We start from the raw sequence: 22,004 nt of genomic DNA, 5'->3' as shown, positions 1-22,004 counted from the left end.
ACTGACGCTGGGCAACAGGCTTCAGGTCAGTGACGGGATAAAGGGATCGGGCGGGGCTCCGGCACACCGCTAGCCTGCGTCCGGGCGAGCGTAAGTGCCCCGCTCAGCGCGTCACCCAGCGGCGTGACCAGCCGGGTCTGAATATCGGCTGCCAGCCAGCGGTAAATCGGCATGGCCAGTCCGCCCATCAGCGCCACGCGTCCACTGCTCAGCGCGGTCAGACGACGCACCATCATGCCAATATCAGCCGCGGTCTGTTGCAGCAGCGTCTGCGCATGGCCGTCACCGGCGTCGGCCGCAGCAAACACCTGCGGCACCACGCGCGCCCAGTCAGCAGGCGCGGCGGTGCGGGTCCACAGCAGCATGGTTTCCGGGCTGTGATCAAACTGCGCCATGAGCTGATGCGTCAGAGGGCTGTGTTCGACCATCGCTTCATGGGCCAGCAGCGCCAGACGCAGCGCCCGGCGGCCCAGCTCAGCGCCCGATCCCTGATCGGAAAGCGCAAAGCCCCAGCCGCCCAGCAGAGTAAAGCGCTCGCCATCCCAGGCCGCGCCCTGACTGCCGGTGCCGATGATAAATACCGCACCAGGCTGGCCCGCGTGCGCACCTGCGCAGGCGATTTCCACATCGCTGACCAGCTGCAACGCGGCACAGGCCGGTTGCCAGTCAGACAGGCGCGCCTGCACCGACGCGACGTTGGCACCGGCTAATCCGGCCACCAGCGAGGTCTGCGCCAGCGCCTGCGGCGCTAAGCCGGCCTGTAAAAATACCTGATCGATCAGCTGCGTGACGCAGCTCAGCGCCGCCTCATACTGCGACCAGACGTTGGCGGGTCCGCCAGTGGCTTCCGCCAGCACCGTACCGTGAAGGTCGGTTAACCGCGCACGGCACTGGGTGCCGCCGCCATCAATGCCAAGGAGATAGTGTGAGTGCACGCGCTTCCTCCCGCCTCCACAGATTCAGAGTTGTCGCCATAATCAGCGAACGATAGGGGAAAAAAACTTAAATCGCAATAACAAATAAATATGGTAATTAAAGATAGCCTGTTTTTCTTTGTTTTACATAAAGATAACAAAAAACACCTTCGCAAAACATGCAGGCCGATATTGACATTAGTTTTTCCATCGTAATAAGTTGATGGTCAGATTATCAACAGCCACGCCTGGCTTTGGGCGGGTTCTGCGTTATCCGATTTCAGGATCAGGGGTTTAACATGAAAGTAGGCATTATCGGTCTCGGCTTTCGTCTGTCCCACGTTATCAAAGAGTTCAACAACGCCGACGACGCCTTCTCCGTGGTAGGTTATTACGATCCGGCCCCCGCCGGACTGCCCAATCTGCACAGTTTTGCTATCGATCCCGGCCAGTCGTTCGATTCGATTGAAGCCCTGCTGCAGCACGGCGGGATGGATGTGGTGCTGGTCGGCTCGCCCAATTTTTTGCATCTTGAGCATGTCGGCCAGGCGCTGGCTGCGGGCTACACCGTGTTTACTGAAAAACCGGTGGTGATCAACGAACAGCAGACCATGGAGATGGCGAAGCTGGTGCGTCAGTATGGCGAGGCGCGCATTCTGGTCGGTCTGGTACTGCGCTATTCACCGCTCTATCACGATCTGCTGGCGGCGCGTGACGCCGGTCGGCTGGGCGAGATCACCTCAATTGAAGCCACAGAACATATCAAGCCGTATCACGGTGCCTTCTTCCAGCGCGACTGGCGGCGGCTGGAAAAATATGCCGGCCCTTATATTCTGGAAAAGTGCTGCCACGACATCGACCTCTATCAGGGCTTAATGCAGCAGCGCCCGGTGCGGGTCGCCAGCTTTGGCGGCCGCAAATCCTTCACGCCAGCCCATGCGCCACAGGGCGCGGTGACCGCCGACTCAGAGGTCTATCACATTAAGCCCAGCGGCTGGTCCAGTACCGACGCAGTATTCAACAGCGATGCCGACATTGTCGATTACCAGACCGCGCTGATTGAGTATGCCGGTGGCGCCACCCTTGCCTTTCACGCCAACCTTAACGTGCCGGATGAGTTCCGTCGCTTCTGCGTGATCGGCACTGACGGCATGGCTGAGGGCGATTTCGTCCGTAACTACTTCCGCGTTCACAATGCGCGCAGCGGCGAGAAAGAGGTCGATACCGCCTACAGCGGCAATGCGTACGATGGCCACTACGGCGCTGACGCGCTGATGGCGGAAGAGATCGTGAAACACATTAAACAGGGAACACCGCTGAAAGTTTCAGTGGTGGACGCGCTGGAAGCGGGCCTCACCGCCATAAAAATCGATGAGGCCCGCAAAACCCGCAGCGTAGTGGATATGCGTGAAAGCTGGCTAACATTTGACGCCAACCTGGGAAAAACCGGGGCCTGATGGCCCCACCTGCGGGTCAGCTTCCCCCTCTGGCCCCGGGATTTGAATGGCAGTATGACTGGTCGCTTCCTGAACTGGCCTTCGGGCCAGTTACCACTTCGCTTACGAAGATCATCTTACCTCCAGATTTTCCTGCCTTATTACAGGACTCTCAAGGGCCGCAGATAGGCTCTGGACACAAACAAACTAAAGCGAGGGGAACATACGCCTGCAGCAAAGCAGCGCGGGCCGGGGACAAAAACGCCGGGAGCGTTTTTGAACAACGCAACGCGTTGGCCCGGCTACGGGCGCACTTCAGGGATGAGGTGCGTAATCGCCCGCGCTGAGCCTGCCAGGGATGGCGTTTTTTGCGTCTTTGCGCAAGGCGTATGTTCCCTGAGCCTGCGTCGTGGTCCACTGCCGCACAAATCCCCTCACCTAATCCCAACGCCGGTTATTAAACCGGATCGACCTCATTCTCCAGCTTCTGACGCCGGCGTAAATGCGGGAACAGTTTCATCCACAGCGCCACCACCACCAGCGTACCGATACCACCAATCGCCACCGCCGGTACTGCACCCAGCCAGGCCGCCAGCAGCCCCGACTCAAATTCGCCCAGCTGATTAGAAGTGTTGATGAAAATGGCGTTAACCGCATTGACCCGCCCGCGCATCGCATCGGGCGTATCGAGCTGCACCAGCGCACCGCGGATCACCATGCTGACCATATCAAACCCGCCCAGCGCGGCCAGCGCCAGCAGCGACAGCCACAGCTGGCTGGAGAGCGCGAACACCAGCGTAGCGACACCAAACCCGGCCACCGACCCGAACATAATCATCCCGACATGCTTATCCAGCTTGTGACGACTCAGCCAGATACCCACCAGCAGCGCACCCACAGAGGGCGCACCGCGCAGCATGCCTAATCCCCACGGCCCGGTATGCAGAATATCTTTAGCAAAGATCGGCAGCAGCGCGGTGGCTCCGCCCAGCAGCACCGCAAACAGGTCAAGCGAGATCACCCCCAGCACATCTTTGCGCTCACGGATGAAGTGAATACCTGCAAACAGGTTCTTCATGTTCATCGGCAGCCGTGGCTGACTGGGACGCTGATAGCGCAGCAGGCTGACCAGCGTTAGCGAGATAAAGTAGAACAGCCCGGAGACGCCATACACCACTTCCGGGCCTGCCACGTAGAGCAGGCCGCCAAGGGTCGGTCCGACAATTACCGCCGCCTGTCCGCCGACTGAATTCATCGCCATAGCGCGCGCCAGAATGCCGGGCGGCACCAGCGACGGCAGCATCGAGGACATGGCGGGCCACTCCAGCGCTTTGGCGACGGCGATCATAAACACCAGTCCCCACAGGGCGGTTTTATCGACTGAATGGAACAGCGTCAGCACCACCAGCGCCAGCAGGGCGGCAAACTCGACCAGCTGGCCGAACAGCACGATGCGACGTCGATCGTACTGATCGGCCAGGTGTCCGGCAGGTAATGCCAGTAGCACCGAGGGCATAAACTGCATCAATCCGATCATGCCTAACGCCAGCGCACTGTTGGTCAGGGCGTAAATCTGCCAGCTGATCGCCACTGAAAACATCTGAAATCCAAACGACGAGCAGGTGCGGGCCAGCCAGAACGCGACAAACGTCCGGTGTCGCCACAGCGACTCTTCTGCTGCAGGTGCCATAAATCCCATGTTCTGTTCCATTTAAAGTGATGATTCCCGCGTCGTTGCGCGGTGTTGAGAGTGCCGTCAACCTGGCCTGACTGCGCGATGGGCTTCAGGATGCGGAGACTGGCGGTGCCGGTCGTCACCGCCGGTGCGGCCAAAGGGTTCAGCCTGGCAGCAGTCGGCGGATACGGGCCGGATAATTACCCGCCTATTGGTCCTGACTGATGAATATATTCCAGGTAATCATCAGATGCCAAAGGAATAATTTTCTCTTTCATCGCGGATTTATTTACTTTTTCGGCGGATAAAGGGGGTGATTTAGAATATGCAGTTGATCTATATTTATTCACGCATTCAGAAAAGTGCGACGTTTTATATCAATAATTATCAACGACACCTTTTATATTGCATTTCATAGAGATAAATGAAAAACAGTTTATATAACCCCTATGTTACTGAACCTATCCATCATGTTGAGCGACACGTCGCTGGCATATGCTATAGCGTTCCCTATCTTCAACACCACCAGGACAGCAGCAATATACTTAATAGTCACAACATTATTTCACTGCACAATCAAATTGCCACTGAAGCAGCATTAATGGTTATTCCGGTTGAGGATATTCGATTACAGGGAATGATTGCAGTGCCGGATGCCTATTTGCATTTACAGGATGCGCGGGTACGGGTCGGAATTAATTATCCCAGTTTAGTCAGGCATGGCGCGGCATTGCTTGAATTAGCAGAGAAATTTAGTTTCTGGCTGTATGACTTTGCCCCACCCGGCGCCGACTGGCGATTAATGGAATCGTTCCCATTTTCCGGTATTGTTTTAAGCGAACCGTTCTTCAACGACAATTATCAAAAATTCACCTTCCCTTATTTTATGGCTCCGTTTCGGGCCAAAGGTGCCGAAGTGATCGTACGAAGTCAGTCGCCTTGTTTAACTGCGGAACAATTTGCTGAGATAAATATCAGCGGCTGGCAACAACAACGCTCGGATGGCGAACTTATTAGCTGCTGATTCACAAATCCTGCCTTCCGGCGTTAAGGGCACATGGCGGTGCGCTTAACGTCTCATAAACCCTCATAAAATGTCGTATTACTTCATTTGTGAAGCGCTTTGAGCTAAAAAAATCAAAACTTGATCTAATTTTGCTATAACATTTAACACAAAGGGATCGTCTGACTTAGTGGAAGAGTGATTTAAGAACACCCTTCATCATTTGTACTTGATAACTGAGAACAACCTATCTGGTTGTTTTCGTGTGTTTTATGGCAACGAAACGAGGTCGATATTATGGGGAAAAACTCCTCATCTTTTGGCGTAATTCGTTTCCTGACGGTGCTGTTCGCAGTGCTGACGGGCGCGTTTATGCTGATTGGCGGTATTTGGTTAGCCGCCATTGGTGGTTCCTGGTATTACATCGTCGGCGGTGCAGCGATGCTGATCACCGCTTTCCTGCTGTGGCGTCGTAACAGCGCCGCGCTGGTAGTTTACGCCCTGCTGCTGCTGGCTACGCTGGCATGGGGTGTCTGGGAAGTCGGTACTGACTTCTGGGCACTGGCACCGCGTACCGATGTACTGGTGATCTTTGGCGTCTGGCTGGTGCTGCCGTTTGTCTGGCGCAGCCTGCACAACGTTGGCAAAGGCCCACTGGGTGCAATGGCCGTGGCGCTGGTTGCCAGTGCTATCGTGCTGGCTTACGCGGTGTTTAACGATCCGCAGGTCATCAACGGTACGCTGCCAGAAACCGCTGACAACGCACCGCAGGCCCAGCCGCTGAGCAACATTCCGGACGGTGACTGGCCAGCTTATGCTCGCGATCAGCAAGGGACCCGTTTCTCTCCGCTCAAACAGATTAATCACCAGAACGTTAAAGAGCTGCAGGTTGCCTGGCAGTTCCAGACCGGCGACTTAAAAACCGCTAACGATCCAGGTGAAATCACCGATGAAGTGACGCCGATTAAGATCCGCGACACGCTCTACCTCTGTTCGCCACACCAGATCCTGTTTGCACTGGACGCGGCCACCGGCAAGCAGAAGTGGAAATTTGATCCAGGCATGAAGGTCAACCCGACGTTCCAGCACGTTACCTGTCGCGGTGTCTCTTATCATGAAGTTCCGGCCGCCGCCGATGCAGCTAACAGCCAGCCTGCGCTGTGCTCACGCCGCATCTACCTGCCGGTCAACGATGGTCGTCTGTTTGCTCTTGATGCGGAAACCGGCGAACGTTGCCCGTCTTTCGGCGTTAACGGCGAGCTGGATCTGCAGCACAAACAGCCGGTGACCACTCCAGGTCAGTATGAGCCGACGTCACCGCCGGTGATTACTAACACCACCATCGTGATGGCGGGCGCCGTTACCGATAACTACTCAACCCGCGAGCCGTCAGGCGTGATCCGTGGCTTTGATGTGAATACCGGTAAACTGCTGTGGGTGTTCGATCCGGGCGCGAAAGATCCGAACGCGATTCCGGCCGATGAGCACACCTTCACCATGAATTCCCCGAACTCATGGGCACCGGCGGTCTACGATCCGAAACTGGATACGGTCTATCTGCCGATGGGCGTCACTACGCCGGATATCTGGGGCGGTAACCGTACGCCAGAACAGGAACGTTATGCCAGCAGCGTGCTGGCGCTGAACGCCACTACCGGCAAGCTGGTATGGGCTTATCAGACCGTTCACCACGACCTGTGGGATATGGACCTGCCGTCGCAGCCGACACTGGCTGATATCACCGACAAAGATGGCAATACCGTACCGGTGATTTATGCGCCGGCGAAAACCGGTAACATCTTTGTGCTGGATCGTCGTACCGGCAAACCGGTTGTCCCGGCACCTGAAACGCCAGTCCCACAGGGTGCGGCGAAAGGTGACCACGTCTCTGCTACCCAGCCTTACTCTGAGCTGACCTTCCGTCCGAAACAGAATCTGACGGACAAGGACATGTGGGGCGCGACGATGTATGACCAGCTGGTGTGCCGCGTGATCTTCAAGCGCCTGCGCTATGAAGGTCCGTTCACGCCGCCGTCTGAGCAGGGTACGCTGGTATTCCCGGGTAACCTCGGTATGTTCGAATGGGGCGGCATCGCTGTCGATCCACATCGTCAGATCGCGATTGCTAACCCGATGGCGCTGCCGTTTGTCTCGAAGCTGGTACCACGCGGTCCAGGCAACCCGATCGAACCGCCGAAAGGCGCTGAGGGTGGTTCAGGTACTGAAACCGGCATTCAGCCGCAGTACGGCGTACCGTACGGTGTTGAGCTGAATCCGTTCCTGTCACCGTTTGGTCTGCCGTGTAAACAGCCAGCGTGGGGTTACATCTCGGCGGTGGATCTGAAGACTAACGACGTGGTGTGGAAACAGCGTATTGGTACGGTACGTGACAGTGCGCCAGTGCCACTGCCGTTCAAAATGGGTATGCCAATGCTGGGTGGTCCTATTACCACCGCCGGTAAAGTGTTCTTTATCGGAGCGACCGCTGACAACTACCTGCGTGCTTTCAGCACCGATACCGGTGAGCTGTTATGGCAAGCCCGTCTGCCAGCCGGTGGCCAGGCAACGCCAATGACCTATGAAGTGAATGGCAAGCAGTACGTTGTCATCGCAGCCGGTGGTCACGGTTCGTTTGGCACCAAACTGGGCGATTATGTGATCGCCTACGCCCTGCCAGATCAGAAATAACCCCGTCCTCAGGGACTGACATCAGGCGGACTTCGGTCCGCCTTTTTTGATCGCGCTACTTTTTCATCGCGCGCCAGTTGAGCCATCCGCACAGCAGCATTACCGCGCTGGTCGCCAGAAATACCGGCCTCATGCCAAACGTTCCCCCGACCAGGCCGCCGAACAGCGGGCCCGTTACCTGGCCGATATACTGGGCCGACGTCGAATAGCCCAGCATCCGACCGACCTGCGATCCCGGTACGCTATGCCGGATAATGGCGGTAATGCACGGCAGCAGCCCACCCAGCGCCATCCCCATCAGAAAACGCAGCAGCACCAGTTGCCAGGCGGCGGTAATAAACGCCTGCGGGATCAGCAGCAGCGCACTCAGCAATAAACCTGCCGTCAGCACCCGCCAGTGACCAATGCGGTCCGCCAGCCGTCCGAGACGCGGTGCGGCGATCACCGTTCCCAGCGCGGCAGCCGACATCGCCAGTCCGGCGATCAGCGTAATCTGATGGTTGCCCTGCACAAACTCGCCGACGTAGAGGGTGATAATCGGTTCAATCGACATACTGGCGAAGATCAGCAGCATGCCTGACAGCCACATCAGCCGCACCAGTCGCTGGTTCACCGGCGGTGTCGCGGGTGCTGAGGCTGGATTTTCACCGGGCGAGGCAGCAGCACGCGGCTGCTCTTTCAGCAGAAAGGTGGTCGCCAGGAAGGCGAGAAAAATAACCGCGCCGGTTAACCAGAAGGTCTGACGTATACCGATCAGCGGCGGCAGCACGCCGCCCAGCAGCGGCCCGACCACGTTGCCGGCCATAATACCGGAGGACAATACACCCAGCGCCCAGCCGGTCTGCCCTTTGGGGGTTTGCGCCGCCACCAGGATGGTCGAGCCGGAGGCGTAACCGCCCAGCAGGCCCGCCAGCAGACGCAGCGCCACCAGCTGCCAGGGCGCAGTTGCCATACCGATCAGCGACATGGCGATGGCCATACCGAGACTGGCGCGGATCAGCATCAGCTTACGGCCATAGCGGTCAGCCAGCCTGCCCCACAGCGGCGCGGTCAACGCCGCACTAAAGAAGGTGGCACCGTAGGCCAGCCCCGACCAGCGCGCGATGGCGGCTGGCTGCTGCACGCCAAGTTGCTGAACATAGAGCGGTAAAAACGGCAGCAGCAGCGTCATGGCCACAATGGTGCTGAAAGAGCCCAGCACACAGACCCATAAGTTGCGCTTCCAGTGCTGAAATTCTGCGTTTTCTGCTGACTGTTGCATAAAGATATCCCGTCATTAATCAGGGATACAGGCTAACCAGGCGCGTCAGATAACAACAGTGGTAGCGCGATAGTTACTTAGTGGCGCTGATTGTTGCTGTATTGCAACAATCAGGCGCTGGCCAGCGCCGCGATCAGCGTATCGCATAATAAACTGACCGGCGAAGCGGGTTGCAGCGTCTCACGCAGCAGCAGATAGCTCTGAAGCCGATCCATCTGCCATTCCGGCAGCAGCTGCTGAATATCACCCCGGCTCACCGCCTCCTGCGCCATATAGGAAGGCAGATAGGCGATGCCGCTGCCCGCCAGCGCCGCGTTCAGCAGCGCCATGCTGTTGTTGGCGCGAAAACGGCTGCGGACATCCAGCGCCAGCCGCTGCTTGTCACGCCGGAACGGCAGCGCGGCGGTGTGTGCCGGCCCGTGAAACAGCAGCAGATCGTGGCGCGGCAACATCTCAGGATGTTCGATGGCAGGCCGCTGCGCCAGATAACCCGGTGCCGCATACAGGCCCCACTCAATATCGCTTAGCACGCGGAAATTGCCCTGCTGCGGGGGCCGGGATCGAATGACGATCGCCACATCGATCTGACCGTCCAGCGTATCGCGATTACGATCGGTCAGATCCAGATCAACGTTGATATGCAGGTGACGACGCAGAAAGCGATTAAGCACCGGCACCACACACTGACAGCCGTAAGTCACCGGGGCCTGCAGCCGCACATTACCGGCCGGTTGCTGATGCAGCTGCTGAACAAACGCATCGGCCCGCTGCACTTCCGCCAGCATGCGTACGCAGTAGGGATAGTAAGCCTGGCCGAGTTCGGTCAGTGCCAGCCGCCGGGTGGTGCGCTGCAACAGCCGGATGCCCAGCCGCAGCTCCAGTCGGGCAATTTCCCGGCTGACATGGGATTTGGACCAGCCGAGTGCCCGCGCCGCCTCACTGAAACTCTGGAGTTCCACCACCCGCGCAAACACCAGCATGGCGGTTAAATTGGCACTGTTTTCCATGCGTTACCGCTCCGATAGCCTGAGGATTCTGGCATCAAACTAGCATGTTCGGGGCAGCTTACGGCGACGGATCGGCAAAAAAGAAGGGGGAAATCAGACAGCGGCGCGACGCGCATCGACCTTCCCGCGCTTTTCACCTGGCGGGAAGGTCATCGCGGGCCTCAACTGGCCATGGCCAGTGGAAACAGTAACCGATCCGGCTCCACCCGCCGCTGGCGGCGCAACTGGCCTGGCGTCACCATAAAATAGTTTTTGAAGGTGCGGGTATAGGCTTGCTGGGTATCGAACCCGTAGTTCATGGCGACCTGCAATATCGCTTCATTGCTGCTCAGCAACGTCAGCGCAGATTCAGTTAATCGCCGCTGGCGAATATATTCAGCCAGTGAAAATCCGGTATGCTGGCGAAACAGCCGTTGCAGGTGCCAGCGGGAATAGCCAGAGCGGCGCGCCACCTCATCCAGATGCAGATCGTGTCCTAGATTGTTCTCTATCCATTCCAGCAAACTGCGAATAAACTCGCGCTGATTCATGGGTTCCTCCTGGTTTACGCTGATGTGCAGTGAACCCACTTTACCCGGTTAAATTTATCCCTTAATTAGCAGAAAATTAGCGCAGAATTAGCAACCGCCAGATTCGGGCCTGCGGTTAACGTTTATCCGCCAGGTAACAACAGCAACCCGCCTGAATAATAAGCGTTAAGTAACACCGGCCTTCCGGTAAAATAATTTGTGTTAAATCACGCCAGCGTCGATTTAACTATTATTCGTTAAGCCATAGCGGCCAGAATTTAAATAATTTGCGTTAAGTCAAGCCCGGGTCCGTCAGGCAAATTTGTGTTAAATAACGCCAGAGTAATTCACGTTGCAGCAAGCCGACCAATGCAGCCACGCTGCTGTAGCGCGAAGTACGAAGGCGGAAGTGACTGAGGTGAGTAAATGCAGCCAACGCGGCTGTAGTACGAAGTATGACGGCGGAAGTGACCAGGGCGAAAAAGTGCAGCCAACGCCGCTGTGGCGCGAAGTATGAAGACGGTTTCCGCCAAAATAATTCGTGCTACAGCAAGGCGGCAAATGCGCGAATCCCCAGGAGCTGACATCAGTCAGTGACTGAGGTGAGTAAATGCAGCCAACGCCGCTGTGGCGCGAAGTATGACGGCGGATAATTCTGTGCTAACTATCCGGGCTTAAACTGCTCCCATCTTTCCAGAGGAGATCAGCCATGCGCGTGTTATTGGTTGAAGATGATGAAATGATCGGCGCGAACCTGCAGCAGGCTTTAGAGGGCGCGGGCTGGTCGGTGGATTGGGTACGCGATGGCGTTTATGCCCATAACGCCTGGAGCGAAGGCGGCTACAGCTGCGTGTTGCTGGATCTCGGCTTGCCGCGTGATGATGGATTGCAGGTGCTGCGCCGGGCGCGCGGGCGCGGCGATTCCACGCCGGTACTGATTCTGACGGCGCGCGATACTGTGGCGCAGCGGGTGCAGGGGCTCGACAGCGGTGCTGACGATTACCTGCTTAAACCGTTCGATTTACAGGAAGTGCTGGCCCGGATGCGGGCGATTACCCGACGTCGCCACGGTGCGGCTGACTCGCTTCTCGGCAGTGGCGACGTACAGCTGGATATGATGACGCGCGAAGTGCTCTATAAGGGCCAGCGCGAGCAGCTGACCGCACGTGAATACGCCCTGCTGTATGCTTTGCTGGAGCGTCCGGGTGCCATTCTTTCTCGCGAGCAGCTGGAGAATCGCATTTACGGCTGGGGCGACGAAGTGAGCAGCAACGCGGTCGATGTGCTGATCCACGGGATGCGGCGCAAACTGGATAACGACGCGATTCGTAACGTCCGCGGGCTGGGCTGGCGGGTTCCGGCGATATGAAATCGTTCCCCTTTATGCGCTCATTGCGCAATAAATTACTCAGTACGCTGCTGATTATTCATCTGCTGATGATCGGCGGCGTCACCTGGTATTTCTTCAGCTGCTACGGCGACATGGTAGGCACCATGAAGGACGATCAGCTGTCAAAAATCGCTGATGCCTGGTCTACCAACAAACAGATGCCGGCGCTGTCACCGATGATTACGCCTGACAAAGCGAAAAGCGCCTTTGTGGTTCAGCTGTGGGATAGCCAGGGCCGACTGCGCGCCAGCTCGTGGCCGGAACTGCACGCGCCGCTGCAAACTCAGCGCGGTTATCGTGATGTCGACGTAGGACACTGTGATGACTGTGAGTGGCGTATCTACACCCGTCCGGGCCAGCCTGGCAGTGAGATCAAGACTATTCAGGTGATGCACAACCTCAGCTACATGAAAGCGCTGATGGTAAAACGGGCGCTGTCGGCGATCATTCCGTTGATCCTGATGATGCCGCTGTCGCTGCTGGTGATCTGGCTGGTGGTCCGCAAGATCACTCGCGATCTGCAGGTCGCCTCGCGGCAGATTGCAGCGCAGGAGACGCATCATCCGCACAATGTCTCACCCGAAGGGCTGCCGGATGAGATCCTGCCGCTGGTCGCCGCGTATAACTCGTTGCTGAACAAGCTGCGTGAAGCCTGGTCATCCCAGCGGCAGTTCCTGGAAGATGCCGCCCACGAACTGCGTACGCCGGTCACCGCTGTCACGTTGCAGTTGGAGAACCTGCGGCAGCATATTCAGCCTGGCGAGGCCAGCCGGCAGTTCAGTCAGCTCGAAGCAGGCGTGACGCGCACCCGCCATCTGGTGACCCAGTTGCTGAATGTGTCTCGTCAGGAAGATCAAAGCGTGGTCGCCAGCATTGAGCAGATTGAACTGGAAGATCTGCTGAAAGAGAGCATCGAGCAGCTAATGGTGGTAGCGGATAAACGCGGCATTGATATCGGCTTTAATGGCTCGACCCAGTATCGTCTGCAGGCCAGCCGATCTGAGCTGCGCAGCCTGTTTGATAACCTGATTGGTAACGCCATGTTGCACACCCCGGAGGGGAGCCTGGTGGATGTTCTGCTGCATCGGGTCGCGGGCCGGACGGTGGTCGATATCGTCGATAACGGACCGGGAATGCCGGAGGCGTTTATTGAACGCGCCTTTGACCGTTTCACCCGTTCGCCTGACGTTAAAGCGCAGGGCAGCGGCCTCGGCTTATCGATTGTGCGCAGCGTCGCGCAGAAGCATCAGATTCAGGTCGCCCTCTCCAATTGTCTGACGCCACAGGGTGCTATTTGTGGTTTGCAGGTCCGCGTCACTTTTCCCTGATCCCGCCCATTTGATCACGAACCAGACAACGTAAACGGTTGCCTGGTTCCGTTCGATCATCGCCATTATTGTGAAGCACGTCACATTTTCACTGAATTGTAATGCAACACTTTTTGACAAACGTGAGCAAAATCTATTTTCTATCGCTGTGTTGCAGGCACGCTACGCGAGCTGAAAACCGGCTGTTTTGTCCTGACTAACTCACTCCCCACCCAGGGATCGACTTCTCTCTGACTGCGCCTGCTGTGCAGCGGTCAAAAGCATGTGGTTAATGATAATGAAATTCAAAACGTTGATAGCAGGTGCCGTGCTGGCAAGTTCCTGGACAGGTGTTGCGCAAGCCGCTGATAGCGATCCGCAATACCTGTCCGACTGGTGGCATCAGAGCGTAAACGTGGTGGGCAGCTACCACACGCGCTTTGGACCACAGTTCAACAACGACGTTTATCTGGAATATGAAGCGTTTGCCAAAAAAGACTGGTTCGATTTTTACGGTTATCTCGATCTGACCAACTTCTTCGGCGTAGGTAACAGCAACGCCAACGGGATTTTTGACCACGGTTCCCCGATGTTTATGGAGATTGAACCGCGCTTCTCAATCGACAAACTGACCGGCACCAGTCTGGCGTTTGGTCCGTTCAAAGAGTGGTACTTCGCCAACAACTACATCTACGACATGGGCCGCAACAGCGATAACCGCCAGAACACCTGGTATATGGGCCTGGGTACCGATATCGATACCCACAGCGATGTCGGCCTGTCACTGAACGTCTATGCCAAATACCAGTGGGAAAACTACGGCGCCGCGAATGAAAACAGCTGGGATGGCTATCGCTTCAAGGTGAAATATTTCGTGCCGATCACCACGCTGTGGGGCGGTAATCTTGGCTATGTGGGCTTCACCAACTTTGACTGGGGCTCCGATCTCAACGAGAAAGGCGGGTCGTCGCGCACCAGCAACTCCATCGCCTCCAGCCACATTCTGTCACTGGGTTACGATCACTGGCACTTCTCTGCCGTGGCGCGTTACTTCCACAATGGCGGTCAGTGGGCGGATGGGCAGGAGCTGAACTTCGGCAACGGTCCGTTTGAAGTGAAATCGACCGGCTGGGGTTACTACCTGGTGGCGGGTTACAACTTCTGATGAGTACGCGGCTGGCTGCAAAGCTGGCCGTTGTGACTGTGAGCTGAAAACGGCGCCGCTGTTGCCGGCGCCGATCGGCTAAACCACACCATTATTCCTGCGGTTTCACCACGTTGATGCGCCATGGAATGCCGAACTTATCAATAAACATCGCAAAGCCATTCGACCAGAACGTCTCCTGCCACGGGGTCGTCACGTTACCGCCCACTGACAGTTTCTCAAACCAGGCTTTACCCTGTTCCGCGTCAGTAGTGGCGAGGCTGACCGCGTAACCGGCATGATCGGACGCAGGCGGCTTCTGCGTGTTTCCGTCGCTCAGCATCAACTCTCCCTGACCGATGCGCAGATGTGCGTGCATGATTTTTTCCGGCGGCTGTGGCGGCGCAGATTGATCGCCTACCTGCTCGCCCTGCTCTGGCATGTCGCCAAAGGTCATTTTCTCCAGCAGTTTCCCGCCTGTGGCCTGCAGGTAAAACTCAATTGCCTCTTCACAGCGACCATAGAGAAACAGATATGGACAGACTTGCATCGTCACCTCCGATTGTGGGTTGAACTCACGTTTACGCGAATACACCAAGTGTAGACGATGAAAGAACGCTGCCGGTCAGCGCTGGCAATAACGGCGAAATAACTGCGCCATATAACTGCTCATCGGGGTCAGCGCGGTATCCTTACGCTGAATCAGATAGAAGACCGCTTTGGGCAGCGGCTCATCCAGCGTCAGTGCCACCAGTGACCGGCCGAGAATCGGATCGTCGATCACATCCACCGATAAAATACTGATGAAATCGCTTTGCGCCACCAGGCTGGTACAGGCCATAAAGGTCTCGCAGGTCACCACGATTTTCGGTGCCATGCCGCGTTCGTCGAACAGATCGTGCAACAGGCGGTAGTAACTGCCTTTAGGCGTCGGCATGGTCCAGTCAGCCTGCTGCAACGCCGCCAGCGACCGGGCTTTTTCCAGCGGATGACCCTTACGCACCACCACTTTGTACTCACGCTCCATCATTCGCTCATACATCAGCTCCTGATCGAGGTGGCTTTGATCGTAAGTATTGATGGTGAAATCGAGCGCGCCCTGCCGCAGTTCATGCACCATCGACACCAGTTGCCCTTCAACGATGCGCACCTTCACCTGCGGGTATTCGCGATGAAACTGGTTAATCACCTGCGGCATGATGGTGCGTGCCACGCTGCCGCCAACGCCAATGTTCACCTGACCGCCACCCAGCCCCAGCCGCTGCTGAATATCCTCCTGCGCCACCCGCAGCTCGGCCAGTACCAGACTGGCATGACGAAAAAAGTTATCACCGATATCGGTTAAGACCACGCCCTGCTGACGGCGGATAAACAGCCGCGCGCCAAGTTCACGCTCCAGCTCCTGGATCGCTTTGGTTAATGCTGGCTGAGAAAGCCCGGAAAGACGGCTCGCCGCGCGGATACTGCCCTGACGCGCCACATCGACAAAGGCGCGCAGCTGGTGAAGCTTGAGGTTGGCAGACATAGATTTTGTGATAACCGTTGTTTATCAGTCACAAGATATTCGCATCTTATGCCGGTTATTACCATTGTGTAGATTCGAGACAGTGCGTAAAAAACCAACAGTAAGGATCGTGCCGATGAATACTCTTTCCGACCATATCAGTGCCCGGCTGGCGCAGTTAAAAAGCTGGCGACGGGAGTTCCACCATTATGCCGAATCTGGCTGGGTCGAGTTCCGCACCGCCACCCGGGTGGCCGACGAACTGCACAAGCTGGGTTATCAACTGCAACTGGGCCGTGAGGTGATCGATGCCGACGCGCGCATGGGCTTACCCAGCGAAGACGTGCTGAAGCAGCAGGAAACCCGGGCGCTGCAACAGGGGGCTTTACCGCAGTGGATTAGCCACTTCTCCGGCGGATTTTGCGGCATCGTGGCGACGCTGGATACCGGCCGTCCCGGTCCGGTTATCGGCTTTCGGGTAGATATGGACGCACTCGATCTCAACGAGAGCCAGGCCGCAGATCACCTGCCACAGCGTGAAGGCTTCGCCTCCTGCAATCCCGGCATGATGCACGCCTGCGGTCATGACGGTCACACCACCATCGGCCTCGGCCTGGCGTCGGTATTAATGGCGATGAAAGATCAGCTGAGCGGCACGATTAAATTAATTTTCCAGCCGGCCGAAGAGGGTGTGCGCGGCGCCAAAGCGATGGTGGCGGCAGGCGTGGTGGATGATGTGGATCTGTTTACTGCCATTCACCTCGGCACCGGCGTGCCGGCGGGTGAACTGGTGTGCGGCAGCGACAGCTTCCTCGCCACCACCAAGCTCGACGTCAATTTTACCGGCGTCGGCGCGCATGCCGGTGGCCGCCCGGAAGAGGGTCGCAATGCCCTGCTGGCGGCGGCCCAGGCCACGCTGGCGCTGCACGGTCTTACCCAGCACAGCGGCGGGGTGGCCCGGGTTAACGTTGGCGTATTGCAGGCCGGTACCGGTCGTAACGTGGTACCTGACTGTGCGCTGCTGAAAGTCGAAACCCGCGGCATTACCAATCAGGTTAACGATGACATTTACCAGCAGGCGCTGCGGGTCATTGCCGGCGCGGCGGCGATGTATGGCGTTGAACATCAGGTGCAGCTGATGGGGGCTGCCCGCAGCTCCACGCCGACCCAGCCGTGGGTGGACTTCATCCACCAGCAGGCAGATGCGCTCGGGATTTTCGATTCGGTGGTCGATCGCAAAGCCCAGGCGGCCGGTTCGGAAGATGCCACCTACATGATGGAGCGGGTCAAGCAGCACGGCGGTCAGGCCTCGTACGCCATTTTCGGCTGCGATCTGGCGGCGGGACACCACAACGCGAAGTTCGACTTTGATGAGCAGGTGATGCCCGTGGCGATCACCCTGCTGGCAACCCTGGCGCTGAATCAGGCGCAGTTTGGCGGTGGCCGATGATGGAAGCCTTCATTGCTGATTATATCGACCGCCATCAGGCACGCTTCAGCGCCCTCAGCGATGCCATCTGGGACACACCGGAAACCCGCTTTGCCGAAACCCGCTCGTCCGCCCTGCTGGCCGATGCGCTGGCAGATGAGGGCTTCACCGTGGCGCGCGGCGTCGGCGGCCTTGATACCGCCTTTATCGCCAGCTTCGGCAGCGGTAAACCGGTGATCGCCATCCTCGGGGAGTTTGATGCGCTGGCGGGTCTGAGCCAGCAGGCCGGATGCGCCCGACCGCAACCGCTGGAGGCCAACGGCAACGGCCACGGCTGCGGCCATAACCTGCTCGGCACCGCTGGCGTGGCGGCGGCCAGCGCGGTAAAAGCCTGGATGCAGCAGCATGCCACTGGCGGAACGGTACGGTTTTACGGCTGTCCCGGCGAAGAAGGCGGCTCCGGCAAAACCTTTATGGTGCGTGAAGGGCTGTTTGATGATGTCGATGCTGCGGTGACCTGGCATCCCGAAGGCTTCAGCGGGATGTTTAACCTGCGCACCCTCGCCAATATCCAGGCGGCGTTCAGCTTCAAAGGGGTGGCGGCGCACGCTGCTAACTCACCGCACCTCGGTCGCAGCGCGCTGGATGCGGTCACCCTGATGAACACCGGCGCCAACTTTCTGCGCGAGCACATCGTGCAGGAAGCGCGGCTGCACTATGCGGTCACCAACAGCGGCGGCGTCTCGCCGAACGTGGTGCAGGCCGACGCGGAAGTGCTCTACCTGATCCGCGCGCCGGAACTGCAGCAGGCGCAGGATATCTATCAGCGGGTAATCAACGTCGCCCGCGGGGCCGCGCTGATGACCGACACCACTCTGACGGTGCGTTTTGATAAAGCCTGCTCCGACTATGTGCCTAATCGCGCGCTGGAAGCGGTGATGGAGCGTTATTTGCATCAGTTTGGTCTGCCCGCTTACAGCGATGAGGAGCGGGCGTTCGCAGCAGAGATACGCGCCACCCTGACCGCTGACGATCTGCGCAATGCGCGGCTCAACGCAGCCCGTACCGGCGGAGAAGCAGGCCAGGCCTGGGTTGAGCAACTGGGTGACAAGCTGTTTATGGATCAGGTAGCGCCCTATGCAGTGACCCGTGAACTGCTGTATGGCTCGACTGATGTCGGGGATGTCAGCTGGGTGACGCCGACCGCACAGTGCTTTGCGCCCTGCTTCACCTTCGGTACGCCGCTGCATACCTGGCAGTTGGTGGCGCAGGGTCGCACCAGCATTGGGCACAAGGGGATGCTGCTGGCGGGCAAAGTGATGGCCGCCACCGTCGTCACGCTGTTGCAGGATCCGGCGGCGCTGGCCCGCTGTCAGGCCGAGTTCAACCGGGTCCGCGCCACACAACCTTATCACTGCCCGATCCCTGCCGGGATCACACCAACAAAACTGGCCGAATGAGCCAACGGCCGCGTCACCGGCGCGGACCGCTATAAAAAATATTATTGCAAACACCTTCTCTGATTCCGCCGTGCCGCAGGTGAATGTATTGCCGGACGCCTTACTCAACGTCCGGTATCGCGCGCGCTGCCGTGGATGACGGGACACAAGACGAGACCAGAAACTATGGAAGCAACATCAGAGAACCGCAGCCCTGGACGACTTTTTAGCTGGGTTGAGCGGGTGGGAAATAAAGTCCCCAATCCGTTTTTACTGTTTGTCTATTTGATTGTGGTGCTGATGGTGGCCACCGCCATTATCAGTGCGCTGGATCTGGCGGTAAAAAATCCCAGCAACGGCGAAATGGTGCGGGTAAATAACCTGCTGAGCGTCGCCGGTATTCAGTGGATCCTGCCGAATATCATCAAGAACTTCAGCAGCTTTACTCCGCTGGGATCGATTCTGGCGCTGGTGATTGGGGCAGGTCTGGCGGAAAAAGTCGGCCTGTTGCAGTCGCTGATGGTGAAGATGGCGTCGCGCGTCAGCCGTCGCTACGCCAGTTACATGGTGCTGTTTATTGCCTTCTTCAGCCATATCTCGTCGGATGCGGCGCTGGTGGTGATGCCGCCGCTCGGTGCGCTGATCTTCCTGGCAGTCGGCCGTCACCCGGTAGCGGGACTGCTGGCGGCGATTGCTGGGGTGGCGTCGGGTTTTACTGCCAATCTGCTGATCGTCACCACTGACGTGCTGCTCTCCGGCATCAGTACCGAAGCGGCCAAAGCGGTCAGCGATACGGTGCACGTCAGCGTCATCGATAACTGGTTTTTTATGGCGACCTCGGTGATTGTCCTGACCTTTGTCGGGGCGCTGCTGACCGATAAATTTGTCGAGCCGCGCCTACCACAGTGGCAGGGCAACGGTGAAAGGCTGGCCCCGCTCACGCCGCTGGAGAACCGTGGCCTGCGGGCCGCCGGGATTGCTGCGCTGCTGTTTATCGCCCTGATGGCACTGCTGGTGGTGCCGGAGAATGCCCCGCTGCGTAATCCCACCAGCGGGGCCATCATTCCCTCGCCGTTTATTCAGGGTATCGTACCGATCATCATCCTGTTCTTCTTTGTGGTGGCGATTGCCTACGGCGTGGTCACCCGCCAGATCCGCCGCCCGGACGATATTCCGCAGCTGCTGGTTGATCCGATGAAAGGGATGGCGGGCTTTATCGTGATGGTGTTTCCGCTGTCGCAGTTCGTGGCGTTCTTTAACTGGAGCAACATGGGCAAGTTTATGGCGATTGGCCTGACAGATGTGCTGGAAAGCGCGGGTATCAGCGGCGCGCCGGCGTTTCTCGGACTGATGTTCCTGTCGGCGTTTCTCTGTATGTTTATCGCCAGCGGCTCGGCGATCTGGTCAATTCTGGCCCCGGTGTTTGTGCCGATGTTTATGCTGCTCGGCTTTCATCCCGCCTTTGCGCAGATGATTTTCCGTATTGCTGATTCAGCGGTGCTGCCGCTGGCGCCGATGTCGCCGTTCCTGCCGCTGTTTCTCGCCTTTTTGCAGCGATACCAGAAAGATGCGCAGCTCGGCACCTATTACGTGTTGATCTTTCCCTACCCGCTGGTGTTTTTTATCAGCTGGATAGCGCTGCTGGTGGTGTGGTACTGGCTGGGACTGCCGATCGGTCCGGGCGTCTGGCCACATCTGCCGTAAGGCACAACGCCACGGACGGCGAAAAGTGCAACGTACGTTGCTAAAAACTCACCATCATCCCTCTCGGCAACCGCAGGCGAATTGATTATTCTGCTATTTCTTCGCGTGCTAAGGGTTAACTATTTTAATAAGCATCAGCCCTGCGACACCTGCAAACACTGCCCGAGGTTTAGCCTGACATGACAACCACCTGTACCACCGGGATTACGCCGATTGCCACCGCAGCGGCTGCCCGTTCCAGCTTAGCCGGCCGCATTGATGCGCTGCCCTCCTCCGCCGGATTATGGCGGTTTATCACGCTGCTGGCGCTGGGCGGCTTTTTCGAACTCTACGATCTGTTTGAAACCGGCTATATCAGCTCCGGCCTGCTGGCGGCCGGACTGTTTCACACCGGCGGCGCTGGCGTGTTCGGGTTTTCCGATCAGGCGGCGTTTGCTTCCGCCACCTTTCTTGGTCTGTTTATTGGTGCCAGCCTGCTGGCCCCTTATGCCGACCGGTTTGGCCGCCGTCTGACCTTTATGTGCGCGCTGCTGTGGTACGGCCTGTTTTCACTGCTGATGGCGTTTCAGCAGAGCGCGGAGATGATTATCCTGTTTCGCCTGCTGGTCGGTATTGGCCTCGGGGTCGAACTGGTGACTATCGATACCTATCTGTCGGAGTGGGTTCCCAGCCACCTCCGCAGCCGGGCGTTCGCCTTCTCCTTTTTTGTGCAGTTTCTGTCGGTGCCCAGCGTGGCCCTGATGTCGTGGTGGCTGGTGCCACAAACGCTGCTGAACCTTGAAGGCTGGCGCTGGGTGGTAATCGCCGGTGCCGTCTGTTCGCTGGTGATCTGGTTTATCCGTAAGAACCTGCCCGAATCGGCGCGCTGGCTGGCGCAGCAGGGCCGTCATCAGCAGGCACATCAGGTATTATCCACCATGGAACAACGCTGCGGCCTGACGCCTGGCGCACCCTTTCCCCCCGATGACGCCGCTGCACAGTTGCCAAAACGGGGCAGTTTCCGGGAGATCTGGTCACCGGCCAGGCGCCAGCGCACCCTGATGCTGGTGGTAATGAACTTCTTCCAGGCGATCGGCTTTTTTGGTTTCGGTAACTGGCTGCCTGCACTGCTGTCGGGCAGCGGCACCACGGTGACCCACAGTTTGCTGTATGCCTTTTTATCACCCTGGCCTACCCGCTTGGTTCGCTGATCTGTAGCCGCTACGCGGATAAGCTGGAGAATAAATGGCAGATCGTTCTGTCGTCGCTGATGACCGTGGTGTTCGGTACGCTGTTCGCCTTCCAGACCAATCCGCTGTTGTTGATCGCCTGTGGTTTCCTGATCACCTGGTCTAACGCCTGGCTGACCTTCAGCTATCACGCCTATCAGACCGAGATTTTCCCGACCCATATTCGCGCCCGCGCCGTGGGCTTCTGCTATTCGTTCAGCCGTCTCTCTACGGTATTCAGCAGTATTCTGATCGGGGTAATTTTGCAGTACGCCGGTACGCCAGGCGTGATCGCCTTTATCGTCCTGAGCATGGTGATCGTGATGCTGTCGGTGGGCTTTTACGGGCCGAAAACCCGCGGCATCGATCTGGAGAATATTTAGCAG

The 22,004-nt window shown here is 57.8% G+C and carries 16 protein-coding genes and 1 pseudogene; 10 read left to right on the top strand and 7 right to left on the bottom strand.

The window, feature by feature from the left end:
- Positions 1-26: 26 nt before the first annotated feature.
- Positions 27-935 (bottom strand): glucosamine kinase nucleotide-binding domain-containing protein, encoded by a 909-nt coding sequence (locus tag ABIB18_RS06830; RefSeq protein WP_354473877.1) that lies wholly within the window; start codon positions 933-935, stop codon positions 27-29.
- 278 nt (positions 936-1,213) lie between these two features.
- Between ABIB18_RS06830 and ABIB18_RS06825 the strand changes: the two genes are divergently transcribed.
- Positions 1,214-2,371: a Gfo/Idh/MocA family protein gene (locus tag ABIB18_RS06825; RefSeq protein WP_046288564.1), complete on the top strand. Its 1,158-nt coding sequence runs from the start codon at positions 1,214-1,216 to the stop codon at positions 2,369-2,371.
- Positions 2,372-2,807: 436 nt separating this feature from the next.
- On the opposite strand, the gene ABIB18_RS06820 is transcribed toward ABIB18_RS06825, so the two are convergent.
- On the bottom strand, positions 2,808-4,049 hold the full coding sequence (locus ABIB18_RS06820) for an MFS transporter (RefSeq protein ID WP_031377912.1): 1,242 nt from the start codon (positions 4,047-4,049) through the stop codon (positions 2,808-2,810).
- A gap of 400 nt (positions 4,050-4,449) precedes the next feature.
- Between ABIB18_RS06820 and ABIB18_RS06815 the strand changes: the two genes are divergently transcribed.
- On the top strand, positions 4,450-5,049 hold the full coding sequence (locus ABIB18_RS06815) for a hypothetical protein (protein ID WP_069728821.1): 600 nt from the start codon (positions 4,450-4,452) through the stop codon (positions 5,047-5,049).
- 276 nt (positions 5,050-5,325) lie between these two features.
- Positions 5,326-7,716, top strand: coding sequence for a glucose/quinate/shikimate family membrane-bound PQQ-dependent dehydrogenase (locus ABIB18_RS06810; protein ID WP_046288563.1), 2,391 nt, complete (start codon positions 5,326-5,328; stop codon positions 7,714-7,716).
- A gap of 55 nt (positions 7,717-7,771) precedes the next feature.
- Here the strand turns inward: ABIB18_RS06810 and ABIB18_RS06805 are convergent, their stop codons facing one another.
- The 3 genes from ABIB18_RS06805 to ABIB18_RS06795 form a co-directional block, all read right to left on the bottom strand.
- Positions 7,772-8,977, bottom strand: coding sequence for an MFS transporter (locus ABIB18_RS06805; RefSeq protein WP_031377914.1), 1,206 nt, complete (start codon positions 8,975-8,977; stop codon positions 7,772-7,774).
- 110 nt (positions 8,978-9,087) lie between these two features.
- On the bottom strand, positions 9,088-9,984 hold the full coding sequence (locus ABIB18_RS06800; RefSeq protein WP_031377915.1) for a LysR family transcriptional regulator: 897 nt from the start codon (positions 9,982-9,984) through the stop codon (positions 9,088-9,090).
- Positions 9,985-10,145: 161 nt separating this feature from the next.
- On the bottom strand, positions 10,146-10,514 hold the full coding sequence (locus ABIB18_RS06795) for a helix-turn-helix domain-containing protein (RefSeq protein WP_031377916.1): 369 nt from the start codon (positions 10,512-10,514) through the stop codon (positions 10,146-10,148).
- A gap of 688 nt (positions 10,515-11,202) precedes the next feature.
- On the opposite strand from ABIB18_RS06795, the gene ABIB18_RS06790 reads away from it, so the two are divergent.
- The 3 genes from ABIB18_RS06790 (at position 11,203) to ABIB18_RS06780 (ending at position 14,355) form a co-directional block, all read left to right on the top strand.
- Positions 11,203-11,862 carry a response regulator gene (locus ABIB18_RS06790; protein ID WP_046288562.1) on the top strand — a complete coding sequence of 220 codons (660 nt, stop codon included), beginning with the start codon at positions 11,203-11,205 and terminating at the stop codon, positions 11,860-11,862.
- A complete protein-coding gene (locus ABIB18_RS06785; RefSeq protein WP_069728772.1) occupies positions 11,859-13,211 on the top strand; it encodes a sensor histidine kinase in 1,353 nt (450 codons plus the stop codon). The genes ABIB18_RS06790 and ABIB18_RS06785 overlap by 4 nt, the downstream gene beginning before the upstream one ends.
- 277 nt (positions 13,212-13,488) lie before the next feature.
- Positions 13,489-14,355: a nucleoside-specific channel-forming protein Tsx gene (locus tag ABIB18_RS06780; protein WP_354473874.1), complete on the top strand. Its 867-nt coding sequence runs from the start codon at positions 13,489-13,491 to the stop codon at positions 14,353-14,355.
- A gap of 91 nt (positions 14,356-14,446) precedes the next feature.
- On the opposite strand, the gene yjdN is transcribed toward ABIB18_RS06780, so the two are convergent.
- Together yjdN and ABIB18_RS06770 are read right to left on the bottom strand one after the other, a co-directional pair.
- Positions 14,447-14,884: a VOC family metalloprotein YjdN gene (gene yjdN, locus ABIB18_RS06775; RefSeq protein ID WP_031377762.1), complete on the bottom strand. Its 438-nt coding sequence runs from the start codon at positions 14,882-14,884 to the stop codon at positions 14,447-14,449.
- A gap of 75 nt (positions 14,885-14,959) precedes the next feature.
- A complete protein-coding gene (locus ABIB18_RS06770; RefSeq protein ID WP_354473872.1) occupies positions 14,960-15,859 on the bottom strand; it encodes a LysR family transcriptional regulator in 900 nt (299 codons plus the stop codon).
- A 115-nt stretch (positions 15,860-15,974) separates the two neighbouring features.
- On the opposite strand from ABIB18_RS06770, the gene ABIB18_RS06765 reads away from it, so the two are divergent.
- The 4 genes and pseudogenes from ABIB18_RS06765 (at position 15,975) to ABIB18_RS06750 (ending at position 22,001) form a co-directional block, all read left to right on the top strand.
- Complete coding sequence (locus tag ABIB18_RS06765) at positions 15,975-17,288, top strand: amidohydrolase (protein WP_279809643.1); 1,314 nt, start codon at positions 15,975-15,977, stop codon at positions 17,286-17,288.
- The gene (locus tag ABIB18_RS06760) at positions 17,285-18,727 is read left to right on the top strand and encodes a M20 family metallopeptidase (RefSeq protein ID WP_046288560.1); all 1,443 of its coding nucleotides are present in this window, start codon (positions 17,285-17,287) and stop codon (positions 18,725-18,727) included. The genes ABIB18_RS06765 and ABIB18_RS06760 overlap by 4 nt, the downstream gene beginning before the upstream one ends.
- Positions 18,728-18,892: 165 nt before the next feature.
- Positions 18,893-20,410, top strand: a complete 1,518-nt coding sequence (abgT, locus tag ABIB18_RS06755; RefSeq protein WP_031377434.1) for a p-aminobenzoyl-glutamate transporter — start codon at positions 18,893-18,895, stop codon at positions 20,408-20,410.
- A gap of 179 nt (positions 20,411-20,589) precedes the next feature.
- Positions 20,590-22,001: pseudogene (locus ABIB18_RS06750) on the top strand (MFS transporter).
- Positions 22,002-22,004: the final 3 nt, after the last annotated feature.

The organism is Pantoea sp. UYEF8 (assembly GCF_040546285.1).
Lineage (GTDB): Bacteria > Pseudomonadota > Gammaproteobacteria > Enterobacterales > Enterobacteriaceae > Pantoea > Pantoea brenneri.
Note: the sequence above shows the minus strand (reverse complement) of the source record. Positions and strands in the feature narration are given on the sequence as shown.